This window comes from Bacteroides pyogenes (assembly GCF_014196225.1).
GTDB lineage: Bacteria > Bacteroidota > Bacteroidia > Bacteroidales > Bacteroidaceae > Bacteroides > Bacteroides pyogenes_A.
Map to the genome: position 1 here is coordinate 189,547 of NZ_JACIDI010000001.1, position 15,977 is coordinate 205,523.

10 protein-coding genes are annotated in these 15,977 nt (G+C 46.1%); 5 read left to right on the top strand and 5 right to left on the bottom strand.

Annotation, left to right across the window (positions count from 1 at the left end; genetic code table 11):
- Positions 1-9 precede the first annotated feature (9 nt).
- From GGR07_RS00705 to GGR07_RS00715, 3 genes are all read right to left on the bottom strand, one after another.
- On the bottom strand, positions 10-5,637 hold the full coding sequence (locus GGR07_RS00705) for an alpha-2-macroglobulin family protein (protein ID WP_021646021.1): 5,628 nt from the start codon (positions 5,635-5,637) through the stop codon (positions 10-12).
- A gap of 158 nt (positions 5,638-5,795) precedes the next feature.
- The gene (locus tag GGR07_RS00710) at positions 5,796-6,806 is read right to left on the bottom strand and encodes a GGGtGRT protein (RefSeq protein WP_034542669.1); all 1,011 of its coding nucleotides are present in this window, start codon (positions 6,804-6,806) and stop codon (positions 5,796-5,798) included.
- A gap of 18 nt (positions 6,807-6,824) precedes the next feature.
- On the bottom strand, positions 6,825-7,526 hold the full coding sequence (locus GGR07_RS00715; protein ID WP_021646023.1) for an iron-sulfur cluster assembly scaffold protein: 702 nt from the start codon (positions 7,524-7,526) through the stop codon (positions 6,825-6,827).
- A gap of 497 nt (positions 7,527-8,023) precedes the next feature.
- Between GGR07_RS00715 and GGR07_RS00720 the strand changes: the two genes are divergently transcribed.
- The 5 genes from GGR07_RS00720 (at position 8,024) to metH (ending at position 13,179) form a co-directional block, all read left to right on the top strand.
- Complete coding sequence (locus GGR07_RS00720) at positions 8,024-8,527, top strand: DMP19 family protein (protein ID WP_021646025.1); 504 nt, start codon at positions 8,024-8,026, stop codon at positions 8,525-8,527.
- Between the two features lie 78 nt (positions 8,528-8,605).
- Positions 8,606-9,355, top strand: coding sequence for a hypothetical protein (locus GGR07_RS00725; RefSeq protein WP_021646026.1), 750 nt, complete (start codon positions 8,606-8,608; stop codon positions 9,353-9,355).
- Positions 9,356-9,391: 36 nt separating this feature from the next.
- Positions 9,392-9,937: a Yip1 family protein gene (locus GGR07_RS00730; protein ID WP_021646027.1), complete on the top strand. Its 546-nt coding sequence runs from the start codon at positions 9,392-9,394 to the stop codon at positions 9,935-9,937.
- 9 nt (positions 9,938-9,946) lie between these two features.
- The gene (gene smpB, locus GGR07_RS00735; protein WP_021646028.1) at positions 9,947-10,399 is read left to right on the top strand and encodes an SsrA-binding protein; all 453 of its coding nucleotides are present in this window, start codon (positions 9,947-9,949) and stop codon (positions 10,397-10,399) included.
- Positions 10,400-10,419: 20 nt separating this feature from the next.
- On the top strand, positions 10,420-13,179 hold the full coding sequence (gene metH, locus GGR07_RS00740) for a methionine synthase (protein WP_021646029.1): 2,760 nt from the start codon (positions 10,420-10,422) through the stop codon (positions 13,177-13,179).
- Between the two features lie 265 nt (positions 13,180-13,444).
- On the opposite strand, the gene mnmE is transcribed toward metH, so the two are convergent.
- A complete protein-coding gene (gene mnmE, locus GGR07_RS00745; RefSeq protein WP_034542667.1) occupies positions 13,445-14,839 on the bottom strand; it encodes a tRNA uridine-5-carboxymethylaminomethyl(34) synthesis GTPase MnmE in 1,395 nt (464 codons plus the stop codon).
- An 84-nt stretch (positions 14,840-14,923) separates the two neighbouring features.
- Complete coding sequence (locus tag GGR07_RS00750; protein ID WP_034542611.1) at positions 14,924-15,802, bottom strand: nucleoside phosphorylase; 879 nt, start codon at positions 15,800-15,802, stop codon at positions 14,924-14,926.
- Between the last annotated feature and the right edge of the window lie 175 nt (positions 15,803-15,977).

A 15,977-nucleotide genomic window follows, 5' to 3' on the forward strand; every position in this document is an offset into this window, starting at 1 on the left:
CTTTACTGCCTACCTGCTGACGACAGTTCTTCCGGCTTTACTCCGTGCCAGCACCGAAGTGTCGTACATGGCTTCGCACTGAACGGCCGGTAGTATAAAGTTGCCTGCATAGGTCGCTTGCAATTTGATGGTGAACGTTTTCGATTCGTTTCGTCGCAAATCGAAATAAGTCAGTACACGGTCGTCACGAATATCCTGATAAGTATACAATTTGCCCGTCGAGCTTCCGGCTGCCGTTCCCTCTTCGGGATTCGTTATCATTCGTTCGTTGTATACTTCCCATCCCGATGGAAGAATATGTGTCAGTGCCAAATTACTATAATCCGATGTTCCACTGACATTACTTATGGTAACGACAGCCAGCAGGTCGCTTCCTTGTCGGATATTCTCTATCGAGACAGGAGAGCCGTTGACATCTGTGTATTTCACTGCCATTTGCAGGTTGTCGGCAATGGCGGGTAGCGTGTCGTTCAACAGTTGCATGCGTGTGATCAGGTCTACGCTCAACACTCCTTTCCCCCGGTTCTTTACTATTATTCTGCCCGATCTCGGAGAAGTGGAAATCGATTTTTCAAAAACAGCTTTTGCCGTTTTTACGTCTGGTTGTTGTTTGCCGTTCCACGTCCAGTTAAAGTCCATGTTGCCCGACAGCTTTTCGGCCAACCGCCCCATAGCCATCAGTGAGAATGCCGTAGACTGCGTACTGAACCAGTTTTCCCGTGAGAGGTTTTTCGATACTTTTCTGGCCTGCTTCAATGCTTCTCCATCTCTCTTCATCAGGATGAGTGTTTCCAGAATCATAGCTTCGTCCCGATCGGACGATCCGTAGATGAAATTCATCGAAGAATAGGGAGTAATCTTCGTTTCGGCCTTATATATCAATTCGCCGGCGGGTTTTTGTTTGCCGGTCAGCGCATAGGCTGCGGCCAGTCTCCACCTGGCTTGGAGTGAAAGTTGTTTTTGCTCTTTCATGCGATTCATAGCTCCGTGTTCCGGTGTTCCTGCCAATGCCAGCGTATACAATCGGAAACTTTGTTGATATTCTGCCTGCCACAATTGCCATTCGTCGGCACCTTGCGGCATACGCCAATTTTGTGCCGCGGCACGTTGGAATCGTTTCCATTTTTTCAGTACGGCGGGCTGAACGGCATATCCTTTTTCTTGTGCTATCGTCAGGAACATGCCTGTGTATGAACTGATCCATTCGTCGGCAACTGCATTCCCGGGCCAGTAAATAAATCCTCCGTTCGGCAGCTGGCGGGCATACAGCTGTCGGATGGCTTCCTGTATATTGGCCTTTATCTTTTCGGCTTCCTGTTTGTCTGTCTCTTTGAAACAATCGACGAACAAGAGTGGAAAGGCTTTGGAAGTGATTTGCTCGGTACATTGATGTTGATAGCTGTACAGGAAATCTAACCTGCGCTTGATGTCTACCGACGGTATGCGCGATACTTCCAAAGCAATGTGGTTGTCGGTGGAAGTCCCCTCCAGCTGATAAGCAATCTCGCTTTCTTGTCCTTCCTCGATCCGGCGGCTTTCTCGTGTCGTTACTACAGGGTTAGGGTTGCGTATGTCTATTTCTATTGTTTCTTGCGTCCGTTGTCCACCGTCGTCGGCAGCAATGCGAATGGTAGCTTTTCCCGTTTGCTGTCCCGTCTTCAATGTAAAGAATGCGAGTTGGTCTCCGGGTTGTCCGAATGTAAGCGACTGTTGGCGGGTTCCTGCTATCTGTACTCCTGCGCCGGAAGCTTGTATGGAAACGGTCACGTTCTTTACCTGTTTTTCCATGGCGAAGATATTTACCGGAACCAGTATTTCTTCCTGAGTGCTAAGCACGCGAGGCAAAGTAGACAACAGCATCAAAGGTGTGCGTACAAAGGCGTTTTTTTCCGCACTTCCGTATGCTCCGTCTTGTCCGGCTACCACCATCGCGCGAACCGAACCGATATACATCGGAAGCTTCAGCGTATGTGTTTGTTGCTTTCCTTTTTTCAGAGAGAACGGTCCTATAAATTTCACTACGGGTTTGAAACGGTTTGCTTTGGCATCGGCGGGTTTCAGGGTAGCATCTCCTCCGGTGCTGAACAACGCCGTGTAGCGTCCGGCAAAAGCTCCCAATACATCATCATACATATCCCAAGTGCGAATGCCCAGCGCTTCGCGCGAATAAAATTCGTTCCAGGGATCGGGAGTTTTGAAATTCGTCAAATCGAGCAAACCGTCGTCGACAATTGCCAGCGTATACGTCATGGGTTTGCCGCTTCTTTCGCTGACAGTTATGCTGAAGTCGGTTTCCGGACGGAGAACTTCGGGCATTTTGATTTGCGGTTGCAGAATGGTTTGCGGATTGGTGACAAATACGAGAGCGACTCCGTACATGCGGATAGGCAGATCGTTCACCGTTTGCGCATGAGGTTGCAGCAGGCTGATATGCAGATATACGTTCGGAGCCATTTCTTCCGTTATCTTAAATGTATACTTTGTGTCGTTCTGAGGGGATACTTCGAGCCATTCCTGTTTCAATATCTTCGATCCGTTTTCGATGGAAATCAAAGCTCTTCCGCCAGCCGATCCGGGAATAATGGCTGTGGCTGTCTCACCAAGCTTATACGAATCTTTATCCAATGAGAAAGCAAGCATTTTGATGCCGCTGGGATCGGTTTTGTCCGATCGCCCTCTCCATGCAGGCCAATCTACATAGACAGTTCCTCCGGTAGCATGTCCGCTTTCTTTGTCTTTTACATAGATCAGGTAGCGTCCCCAGTCCGGATAGTTCACACGAAAGCCAAAAGAAGCTTTTCCACCGTTGGTTTGCAAATTTCCGCTTACTACAGGAGTGATAGAACTGCTGTTGACATATGTTTCGAACGACTCGCTGTTTGCTTCCCACCACCAACTCCAACTGATTCGGTATATTTTATATTCCAGATTGGAACGGTTGGTCAGTTCTCCCCGGGCATTAACGGTTACGATGTCGAATATGTGGTTTTGATCGGTTTCGATGTGTTTATCTTTCGGCTGGTTAAGATTGATACCCACATACGAGGTGAAGGGCGAGAATGGAATGCTTTGAATATAGATGCTGGCATCTCCTCCCGGTTCGAACACGCGGGTGGTGAGTGTAGCGTTCAGCATTCCCGGAGCGTGGACGGCGTGAGGGAGTTTCCACAAGAAAGATGTATTTCCTTCTGCATCAAGGGTACCGCTGAATACTTCTTCTTTGACGGAAGTAAAGTCGGTCGCAGGATTATTAAAGATGTATTTGCCGTATTTTTCGAATTGTGTGTTTACCTTCGACAAAGACATTTCTACTTTTGTTTTTAATCGGGAAGCGGTGGCGCCGGTCAGCCAGGCAGAAGAAATGCTTATCGGAACTTCTTTTCCGGAAGCTTCGACTACTTTGCCGGGTAATTTGAGATTTATTTTCAGTCGGTTGGGTTTGACTGTTTCAATACGCAGGCTTTTGTGGAAGCTGCTTCCACCCACTTTAACATAAGCGTTCCAGAAGCCTGTCGGTGCGTCGGCGTTTGTCGGCAGATGAAATGTGTAGAAACCGTTCATTCCCTGCGTTGAAATCTGCTTTGCATAAAACTGGCCTTGCGGATTGTAAATTTCCAATGAAACGGGATGATTTTCGGGAATTCTTTTTTCCCGGTCTTCCAGAATGAATGAAAGATGCAGGGTGTCACCCGGGCGCCATACCCCTCTTTCACCATAGATGAATCCTTTTAAGCCTTTCTGAACATCTTTTCCTCCTACATCGAACCGACTCACGGACTGCTCTTCGCCGTCGACTGTACGAACATAGGCTTTTTGCTTATCCGCTTCGGCTACCACGATGAAAGGTATTCCTTGCGGAGTGATTTCCACAAACCCTTCTCCATTTGTCTCTCCTTTGCCTATGCGTTGCAGTTGGAAGTTGTATATACTTACCGACGCTTTCGACACCGGCTTCGTATCCAATATATTGTTTACGGTAACCCATATTTTGTTTTGGGAGTTCCTTTTTACAATCATTCCCAGATTAGACGCAAACACGTTGCATGCTGCGCTACGGTCGGAGCTCATATAATATGACGGATGACAGGGATTATCCCGCTCGTCCCATTTGTACAAACTCCAGTCTATACCTTCTGTTCCATTATAGTAAAAATAAGCCTCCGGGGTGTCCCATGCGTCTTTTTCTTTATCCGACAAAGTCTCTTCACTGATTCTTGTCAATCCGTTATTTGTGTTATTATCGGCTGATTGCACGTTTTGGGTGTCTCCCCCGCAGGAATAAGCGGAGTATTCCTGACGGAAAGAAAGAACGATTCGATAGATTGCTCCCGGCTCCTGACGGATCACTCCTGCAAGATCGATCGAATAGTCTTCCCAGCGGCGAACATCCTTGGAAGGGTCCTTGCTTAACCAAAGGGTCTTTTTATATACCAATCGTCCCGAACGCCTCAGCTCATTGGCAGACGAGAGGGAGTTGGTCTGCATAAATGTCAGTACATTATTCTCGAAAATACGTATGACACTTAAATCAACAGCATGAAGATTGACAGCCCGGAAAGGAATAATCAGGTTCTTTGAATCGGGCAAGATAGCTGCGGATGCCGACAGTTTTACCTGAGGTCTCAGATTCAGTTGGCCGAATGATACGGAATGTGATGATCCTAACGCACGGTTGTCGAAATTTCTCAGTCCTTCGTCAATCTTCAGACTCAGTTTATCCCGATGATTGGCTTCGAAGAATAGAATAATTTTATTGTTTTCAACTTGTAGAATACTTGAAGAGATTTCGGGGATTTCTACTAATCCTTTCAAATCTTGTGTGGATGAAATAGGGTCGGAGAAGATAATTTCAATACCATTCTCCGGTTCTTCGATACGGTGTGCGGATAAAAAACGGAAGCTTCCTTTGGCCGGAATCAAAACTTCTTTTTCTTGCGTGTGTTTTATCCCGACAGGTTTTCCGTTTGCCATTATCTTTAGCCGGTAATCTGTGTTGCCTCTCGCCAGTTTTTCTATACTGAATCGGTAGCGTGCAGGATTGTCAGTGGATAATATATGTACCCGATACACTTTCCCGTCAGGGCAGGAAGCGCTTATCATTGATTCTGCTACTTCTTTTTTCACTACATCGCTAAAACATATCTCACCTTGTACTGTCACTTCATCCGGTTGTGAGAATGTGACTGAGATGGGAGAAGTATGCAGAGTAAAATTTCTTTCTTGTACCCTGAAAGAGAAATAAAACTTTTCCAGATCCTTTTTTACTTCTACGAATTTGTCTAACTGAAAACTTCCTTCATAAAGCTCTCCGGGCTTCAGCGAACCCTCTTCGGGAATAAATTCGATGGTGTTATTGCTGACCCAATAGGCTTTTCCTTTTAATGAAGGTGAGAAGCTAAACGGATTCTCTTTCAATTCATTGTTAAGATCGACAACCGGTTGGTCTTGCGTCAGCTCTATGCGTATGGTGGAAGCTTGTGAAATAACCCCGCCCGTATAAGCGTTTATGTACGGCGCATATTCTACAGAAGGAAGAATTTCTTTTCGGGTTCTTGTGCATGAGGAAACGATCACGGCTGTCATTGTGATGAGAAGCAACGACAGAATCTTACTGCTGCTGTTTTTGATTTGTTTCATAGTGAAATGTTTGATATGAATCTGTCATACAAAGAAACTAATTTTATTGTGCATTTCAAATATTTTATATAGATTTTACCATTTGTCCGGAGCGATAAAAACAAAAATCCCCATAACTTTCAGTTACAGGGATTTATTATGTCGATTAAACTATCAGCTTACTTACTCAAAGCTTGGGCAACATCGACCGCACAAGCTACGGTGCAGCCTACCATCGGGTTGTTTCCGATACCCAGGAATCCCATCATTTCTACGTGAGCAGGAACTGATGAAGAACCGGCGAACTGAGCGTCTGAGTGCATACGCCCCATTGTATCCGTCATTCCATAAGATGCCGGACCGGCAGCCATGTTATCCGGATGAAGTGTACGACCGGTACCACCGCCTGAAGCTACTGAGAAATAGGGTTTGCCTGCGAGAACGCGTTCTTTCTTGTAAGTGCCGGCAACTGGATGTTGGAAACGGGTCGGATTGGTAGAATTACCTGTAATAGATACGTCTACGCCTTCTTTCCACATGATAGCCACACCTTCGCGAACATCATCGGCACCGTAGCATTTAACTTTGGCACGTGGCCCGTCGGAGTAGGCAACTTCGCGAACTACTTTCAATTCGCCGCTATAATAATCGAATTGAGTTTGAACATAGGTAAATCCGTTGATACGTGAAATGATCTGTGCGGCATCTTTGCCCAAACCGTTCAGGATGCAACGCAAGGGTTCTTTGCGTACTTTATCTGCTTTCGCAGCGATTTTGATAGCACCTTCGGCCGCAGCGAACGATTCGTGTCCCGCAAGGAAAGCGAAGCATTTGGTTTCTTCACGCAGCAACATGGCTGCCAGATTTCCATGTCCGATACCTACTTTGCGGTCATCGGCAACAGAGCCCGGGATACAGAATGCTTGCAGACCGATACCGATAGCTTCGGCCGCTTCGGCTGCATTTTTACAACCTTTTTTCAATGCGATAGCTGCGCCTACTACGTATGCCCATTTGGCATTTTCGAAACATATCGGCTGGGTTTCTTCACAAGTTTTATATGGATCGAGGCCGTGCGATTCGCAGATCGCGTTAGCCTCTTCAATATCTTTGATTCCGTTTTCGTTCAATGCAGCTAAAATCTGTTTGATACGACGGTCCTGGCTTTCAAATTTTACTTCTCTAATCATTGTTTCTTCCTCCATCTATTATTCGTGACGCGGGTCGATATGTTTAACCGCACCCTGTTCAGCAGTGAAACGTCCGTACGTACCAGTGACTTTCTTCAGAGCTTCATTGGCATCTGTACCTTTCTTAATCTCATCCATGAATTTGCCAAGGTGAACGAATTCGTATCCGCAAATTTCATCATTCTTATCCAATGCGACAGATTTGATGTATCCTTCGGCCATTTCGAGGTAACGAGGACCTTTGGCCAAAGTTCCGTACAATGTACCTACCTGGCTGCGCAATCCTTTGCCTAAATCTTCCAATCCGGCGCCGATCATCAGGCCCCCTTCTGAAAAAGCCGACTGTGTACGTCCGTAAACGATTTGCAGGAAAAGTTCGCGCATGGCGGTGTTAATGGCATCGCAAACGAGGTCGGTGTTCAGCGCTTCGAGAATTGTTTTTCCCGGAAGAATTTCGGAGGCCATTGCTGCCGAATGGGTCATGCCGGAACATCCGATGGTTTCGATCAGGGCTTCCTGAATGACGCCTTCTTTAACATTGAGTGTCAGTTTGCAAGCGCCTTGTTGAGGAGCACACCAGCCGACACCATGTGTTAAGCCTGAAATATCGACGATTTCTTTTGATTTTACCCATTTGCCTTCTTCGGGTATGGGAGCCGGTCCGTGGTTAGGCCCTTTCTTTACAACACACATGTGTTCCACTTCGTGTGAATAAGTCATAATTAGCTCTATTTAAGTAATATAATAAAAAAATACGTAGTTGCTTTTCTCAGAATCGTCCACAAAGTTAGTCGTTTTATTTGTTTTTGTCAACGGCCTTTTGTGACTTTTTTAAGAAAACCGGCAATTTGACGTGTGTTTGTTTAAAGATTGTAAAGTCCATATTGCAGAAACAAGATTTTTCATTTTATTGGAATACTTTTAACCTCAAAATGTCATTAAAGGATTTGGTTCGTGGTACTACTCGTAACATCTTGCATAATAGATGTTTGCAAAATCATTTTTAATGGCTGCTGATTGGATTTTCATGAAAAAGGAGCATTTATGCCCTAATGACATTTTGGGGATTAATGGCTTCTACCAGTTATATGCCCTCTTCCCTCGTGCGTAAAGACAAATATCGGAATTTTCTCTTTTTTCATGTTTCTTACTCTGAATTCACGTATAAAATGAAATATATTTTGTAGTTTTGTTCGCTGTCTACATTGCATAAATTTATGATTGAAATAACAGAACAGGCCTTGGAAAAGGCGGCAGGCGAAGGAATGGATGAATTTATCCGGGTTTTTACCGATAAATACAAAGAGTTACTATCTGGAAGTTTGACTGCCGACAGAATGCCTTTGCTGACAGGAGAGCAACACACCCTTCTGGCTTATCGGATCTTCCGTGATGAGGTATTGGAAGGCGGATTTTGCCAATTGATTCAGAACGGCTATGGTCCATATATCTTTGATAATCCTTTTGCAAAAGCCATGCGTTTGTGGGGAGCAGAAGATTTTTCGAAACTGATTTATGGCGCAAAGAAAATATACGATGCTCATAGAGAGGACTTGGAAAGGGAACGGACCGATGAAGAGTTTATGGCGATGTATGAGCAATATGAAGCTTTTGACGATTTGGAAGAAGAGTTTCTGGATATGGAAGAACGGATTACAGCAACAGTTGCAAGCTATGTGGACGATCATCTGGCGCTTTTTGCGAAAATAACAATGAAATAGATGCAGTATATTTTTTATTGTGGCATTTATAGTTATGAATTAGAATTTTTATATTTGCAAATCTAAAATACTATACTTATGAGAAAAATGAAGCTTTACCTAATGTGCTTAACAACTGTATTGATCAGTCTTTCTGTGTGCTCTTGCCTGAGCGATGGCGACAACGATAAAGTGCAAGTACAGACTTTTGTGCAAGTCAATGCACATGATTTGCCTGTTTCTTTCACCAACTCTATCGGAGTAAAACTAATACCGAATCAAGCAATAACAGTACCTGAGAGCAAAGAAATGGCATTGATTAATTATCAATATGATAAAACCACTGTGTCGGCAAATGCGACTTCGATAAATATCACGTTGCTGGATAATCCTTACTATTTCACTAAATCTCCGATTTCTTTGGATGGAGAACCGGGAAATGCGCCATTTGTTACTTTAGAGCCACATGGCTTTAGAGGAGGATTCTTTAACAAAGAGATACTGATTCTGCCAATATCCTTCAAGTACAAACGGTATTCTGAAGAAAAGGAGTTGAAAGAGGAAATCAAACGGCATACCTTTGCCATGATGTATGATAATGAAAAGGGATTTAAAGACGGAATACTGACTTTACATCTGCATCATACTATAACCTCTCATTTGGATGAACAAAGAATAACAGACGGTTTTGATTACAAAGCTTATGATTTGTCATCGGTTTTATCTGTTGTTGGTTCCGATAAGGTTACTAAAGTAGAGGTCGTAATTAAGGAAAATCAATACAATAATAAATATTCCGAAGCCCAGGAAAAGACATATTCTTATGAATATCCTTTTAATAAAAAGTAGTAAACTTTGAATTATAAAGAATTATTTAACATAGCAATGAAACTGATTTCCTCTCCGGCCAAAGCCTGGGAGGAAATTTGTATGGAGGAGGATAGGCGTAAAGTCTTTATGGCTTTTGTCTATCCTATGATCGGTTTATGTGCTTTATCTGTTTTCATTGGCTCTTTATTGACATACGGTTGGGGAGGCCCGGAAAGCTTTCAGATAGCGATGACCAACTGTTGCGCTGTGGCAGTGGCTCTTTTTGGAGGCTATTTTCTGGCTGCTTATGCCATCAATGAGGCTGGAATAAAGATGTTCGGCATGCCTTCTCAGGTTTTGTTGACACAACAATTTGCGGGCTATTCTTTGGTTGTGTTGTTTCTGCTTCAGATAATAACGGGACTTTTACCCTCTTTCAGGATTATAGCCTGGTTGTTGCAGTTTTATATTGTTTATGTGGTATGGGAGGGAGCTCCCATTGTGATGAAAGTGAAAGAAAATGATCGGTTGAAATATACACTTTTATCGTCTGCTTTGCTCATATTATGTCCGGCAGCGATTGAATTTGTGTTTAATAAACTGACGACTCTATTAAATTAACGTGTGAAAATGAAACAAACTCCTGTGAATATAAAAAACAAACGCGCCACTTTCGATTATGAGTTGGTGGATACTTATACTGCGGGTATCGTTCTTACCGGTACGGAAATAAAATCCATTCGTTTGGGCAAGGCGAGCTTGGTAGATACGTTTTGTTATTTTGTAAAAGGCGAATTGTGGGTGAAGAACATGCATATCGCCGAATATTTTTACGGTTCGTACAATAATCACACGGCACGTAGAGACAGAAAGCTGTTGCTTGGAAAAAAAGAATTGGAGAAACTTCAGCGGGAAATGAAAACTCCCGGCTTTACCATTGTTCCCATACGTTTGTTTATCAATGAAAAAGGGTTGGCAAAACTGGTGATAGCCTTGGCCAAGGGCAAGAAACAGTTCGATAAAAGGGAGGCTTTGAAAGAAAAAGACGATCGCCGTGATATGGCGAGAATGTTTAAAAGGTAGTTTTTATAAGGTAAAAAGAGATGAAAAAAACTATTACCCAGCTCGTACCTGAACGTATTTTGATTCTGGATGGTGCGATGGGCACTATGATTCAGCAATATAAGCTTGAAGAAAAAGATTTTCGCGGAGAACGTTTCGCCCATATTCCCGGTCAGCTGAAAGGAAATAATGATTTATTGTGCCTTACCCGCCCCGATGTGATTGAGGATATTCACAGGAAATATCTCGAAGCGGGCGCGGATATTATCGAGACAAATACGTTTAATTCGACGGCCGTCTCTATGGCAGACTATCATGTGGAAGGGTATGTCAGAGAGATAAACCTTGCGGCGGCACGGTTGGCCCGCGACCTGGCTGATGAATATACTTTGGCAAATCCGGACAAACCCCGTTTTGTGGCAGGTTCGATAGGTCCTACGAACAAAACCTGTTCGATGAGTCCGGATGTCAATAATCCTGCTTTTCGTGCTCTGACCTACGATGAATTGTCTACCGCCTATTGCGAACAGATGGAAGCATTGGTCGAAGGAGGAATCGATGCCATCCTGATTGAAACGATTTTCGACACGTTGAATGCCAAAGCTGCAATTTTTGCTGCTGTCCGCACGATGGAGAAAATGAATATCCGGTTACCTCTCATGTTGTCTGTTACTGTATCGGATGTCGGAGGGCGTACTTTGTCGGGGCAAACGCTTGACGCCTTTCTGGCTTCGGTACAACATGCGCCAATCTTTTCGATAGGCTTGAATTGTTCGTTCGGCGCGAAGCAACTGAAACCGTTTCTGGAACAATTGGCCGCACGCGCTCCTTATTATATCAGCGCTTATCCGAATGCGGGACTTCCCAACAGTTTAGGTATGTATGATCAGACTCCCGAGGATATGGCCCACGAAGTGAAAGAGTACATACACGAGGGATTGGTTAATATCATAGGCGGCTGTTGTGGGACGACCGATGCTTATATCGCCCAATATCCGGCATTGGTGGAAGGAGCCAAACCGCATCTTCCTGCTTCTCCACCGGATTGTCTTTGGTTGTCGGGGCTCGAATTGTTGCAAGTAAAGCCTGATATGAATTTTGTGAATATCGGTGAGCGTTGTAACGTGGCAGGTTCGCGTAAATTTCTCCGTTTGATTAACGAAAAGAAATACGAAGAGGCGCTTTCTATTGCCCGCCGTCAAGTAGAAGACGGTGCGTTAGTCATCGACGTGAACATGGACGACGGCTTGCTGGATGCGAAAAAAGAGATGGTTACGTTCTTGAATCTTATCATGTCGGAGCCGGAGATTTCCCGGGTACCTGTCATGATCGATTCTTCGAAATGGGAAGTGATTGAAGCCGGGTTGAAATGCCTGCAAGGTAAATCGATTGTAAACTCCATTTCTCTGAAGGAAGGAGAAGAAAACTTCTTGGAACATGCCCGTCTTATTCGACAATATGGAGCAGCGGTGGTAGTGATGGCTTTCGATGAGAAGGGTCAGGCCGATACCGCAGCCCGTAAGATAGAAGTGTGCGAACGTGCTTATCGTTTGTTGGTCGATAAAGCGGGCTTTGATCCGCATGACATTATTTTCGACCCCAATGTGCTTGCCATAGCTACGGGCATCGAAGAGCATAACAATTATGCCGTGGATTTTATCGAAGCCACCGGCTGGATAAAGAAGAACCTTCCCGGGGTTCATGTGAGTGGTGGAGTAAGTAATCTTTCTTTTTCATTTCGTGGAAATAATTACATCCGTGAAGCCATACATGCCGTTTTCCTTTACCACGCTATCAGGCATGGAATGGATATGGGTATTGTAAATCCGGGAACGTCGGTTTTGTATACCGATCTTCCGGACGACGTGCTCGAGAAAATAGAAGATGTAGTGCTGAATCGCCGTCCCGATGCTTCAGAACATCTGATCGAGCTGGCGGAAAAACTGAAAGAAAGAGACCGGAAATCGACCGAAAGAAAGGACGGTTCTCTGAATTCGGAGTTTCCGGAATGGCGTGACAAACCTGTGCAAGAACGTTTGCAGTATGCTTTAATGAAAGGAGTAGGAGATTATCTGGAGCAGGACTTGACGGAAGCTCTGTCGATTTACAATAAGGCGGTAGATATCATAGAAGGTCCGTTGATGGATGGAATGAACCATGTGGGGGAGCTTTTTGGAGCAGGTAAGATGTTTCTTCCTCAAGTAGTAAAAACAGCCCGTACTATGAAAAAGGCGGTAGCCATCTTGCAGCCGGTGATTGAATCGGAGAAACAGGAGGGAGCGACCTCGGTGGGTAAAGTTTTACTGGCTACGGTGAAAGGCGATGTGCATGATATCGGTAAGAATATCGTTTCGGTGGTGATGGCTTGCAATGGGTACGAGATTGTAGATTTAGGAGTAATGGTACCGGCTGAAACGATTGTCAAATGTGCTATAGAACAAAAGGTCGATATAATAGGACTTAGCGGACTGATCACTCCTTCTTTGGAGGAAATGGCACATGTTGCTGTTGAACTTGAGAAAGCGGGACTGGATATTCCTCTGCTTATCGGTGGCGCCACAACTTCCAAGATGCATACTGCTCTGAAGATTGCCCCTGTTTACAGTGCTCCGGTAGTGCATTTGAAAGATGCTTCGCAGAATGTAGGTATTGCCTCCCGTTTATTGAATCCTCAGACAAAAAAAGAATTGGTAAACGAATTGGAAATGGAGTATCAGGTAATGCGCAAAAAAAATGAAAGTTTGCGTAGGGAAACTGTGCCATTGGAAGAAGCGCGCCGGAATAGATTGAACTTGTTTTAGAGATATCCCTTTTTGCTTTCCATTTTAAAAGCCGGAATGATTTCCCACTATTGCTGTCGTTTTCCGGCAGATGTGAGTTGCAGCACCATTGGCACATCTACATGACACCACCAAAATGACTATCTTTGCCCATGGTTATTCTTTTAGTTATGCTAAATCAAAGATAATCAAAAGAGCTGATGCCTCGTGGGAAGTGTCAGCCCATTTTTTATGAACTCAAAGGTTTTACCGGATGGCAATAAAGCTAATCGTTGGTAATCACCACTTACTTCCCAATACAAAAATTCTTAAATATATTCCGAAGCACCATGTCGTTTGTCACTTCGCCGGCTATATCGGAGATGTAGAAGATGCACTCGCGGATGTCTTGCGAGAGGAAGTCGCCTGAGATTTGCGAGGCGAGACCGTCTTGTACGCGGCGGATGGCGTCCAACGCTTTGGTGAGAGCTTCGTAGTGGCGGACGTTGGTCACGATGATGTCGTTTTGCGTCACAGAGGGCAGGCGAGCGGCATCCACCAACATTTGTTGGAGCTTGTCGGTATTCATGTGACGGCGTGCCGACAGGAAGATGTGCACGGTGCTCTCTTCGGGGAAGTCCTTCAGCAGGCTGGAGAGCGATGTCTGCTCTTCCGTGTTTATCAGGTCGCATTTGTTGAATACGACGATAAGACGTTTGCCTGCGCAGCGCGGAAGGATGCGGGGCGAGAGTTGGGCGATTTGCGAGGAGGCGCGTGAGGAATCGACCATCCAAAGCACGATTTCCGCTTGATCGAGCTTCCGGAACGTACGTTCGATGCCCAGACTCTCGATCGTGTCTTTGGTGTCGCGGATGCCTGCCGTGTCGATGAAACGGAAGGTGACGCCTCCGATGTTCACCGTGTCTTCTATCACGTCGCGCGTAGTGCCGTGGATGTCGCTCACAATTGCTTTCTCCTCGTTCAGCAGCACGTTGAGCAGAGTCGACTTGCCGGCATTGGTCTCACCGATGATGGCTACGGGAACGCCGTTCTTGATGGCGTTGCCCACGCTGAACGAATGCGCCAGCCGGGTGATCACACACTCTATCTCTCCGGCAAGGGCTTTCAGGGCGCTCCGGTCGGCAAACTCCACATCCTCTTCGCTGAAGTCGAGTTCGAGTTCGATCATCGAGGTGAAGTGTAGGAGCTTGTCCCGAAGTCCGGCGAGCTCCTTGCTGAAGCCGCCTCTCATCTGGTTCATCGCCAGCCGGTGAGTGGCTGCCGAGGTGGAGGCGATCAGATCGGCCACCGCTTCCGCCTGACTTAGATCCATCTTGCCGTTCATAAACGCGCGCCGGGTATATTCCCCGGGCTCTGCCATGCGGCATCCTTTGCCGATGAGCAACTGCAACACTTGCTGCAAGATGTAGGGCGAACCGTGGCAGGCTATCTCCGTGCAGTCTTCGCCGGTGTAGGAGTGAGGGGCGCGAAACAGGCTGACCAGTACTTCGTCTACCACTTCGTCGCCGTCATATATGCGCCCGAAAGTGATTTTGTAAGCATCCTGCTTATCAAGAGGGCGGGAGCCTGCCGCTTTGAAGATGCTTCCGGTTATGGAAACGGCCTCCGGTCCGGAGACGCGGATGATGCCGATGGCTCCTCCCTGTGCGGTAGCGATGGCGCAAATCGTATCGGTTGAAATCATTCTTTGTCGGTTATTATATATTTCGGGGTGCTCAATTCAGTTTGGGCACCCCCTCTTTCTTTTCTATTCGGCAGGAAAACGTCAGATTCTGTCGAGCACTGTCGAAATCAGCGTGTCGATGGTATTCTTATATCCCGTGTTCGCCTCTTTGATCAGCCTGTTGGCAATCACCATGCACACGGTCATCGCTTTGTGCCCCATCAGGCGGCTGAGTCCGGCAAGGGCGGAGCTTTCCATCTCGAAGTTGGTGATTTTGAATCCCTTGTATTCGAACGATTCGATCTTTTCGTTCTGCTTCGGATCAGCCAGCGGGATGCGGAGTTCCCTGCCCTGCGGACCGAAGAATCCTCCGGCGGCGATGGTCACCCCCCGTACCATGTCTTCGCGGGCAATCCGGTCTATCAGCTCCTTGTCGGCGTCGATCACGTAAGGAGCGGGAGCGCACATGTTGCCCGACCATCCCATGTGGTTGAGGAACGCGCGTTCGAAAGGAAGGTCGCACACGGCGTTGCGTCCGGCGTAGAAATTCAGCAGGCCGTCGAATCCCATCGACTTCTGCGAGCACACGAAAGTCCCTACCGGAGTGTTGGGTTGCAGTCCTCCGCACGTGCCGATGCGCACCAATTCCAGTTGGCGGAAGTTCTCTTTTTCTTCCCGCGTGCCGAAGTCGATATTGGCAAGCGCATCCAGTTCGTTCACCACGATGTCGACATTGTCGCACCCGATGCCTGTGGAAACCACCGTAATCCGTTTGCCTTTGTACGTTCCCGTGATGGTCTTAAACTCGCGGCTTTCCACTTCGCATTCCTTGTTTTCGAAGTGCGACGCCACCAGCGCCACCCGTCCCGGATCGCCCACGAGGATTACTTTGTCCGCCAGCATTTCCGGTTTCAGGTGAAGGTGGAATACACTCCCGTCTTCATTGATGATGAGTTCCGATGAAGGAAAATATTTTTTCATTGCTATATAATTTTGGGGCATTCCCGTGTTTCCGATTCACGGGAGTTGCCGTGTTAATAACTCAAGTTGATAACATTCGCCGTTTGCTTTGGAGCTTTTGGGGTACAGGCCTTTCCTTTCAGGACTTTCACCGGCTTATTTGTCCCCATTTGTCCGGCGACTGATGGGATGTACA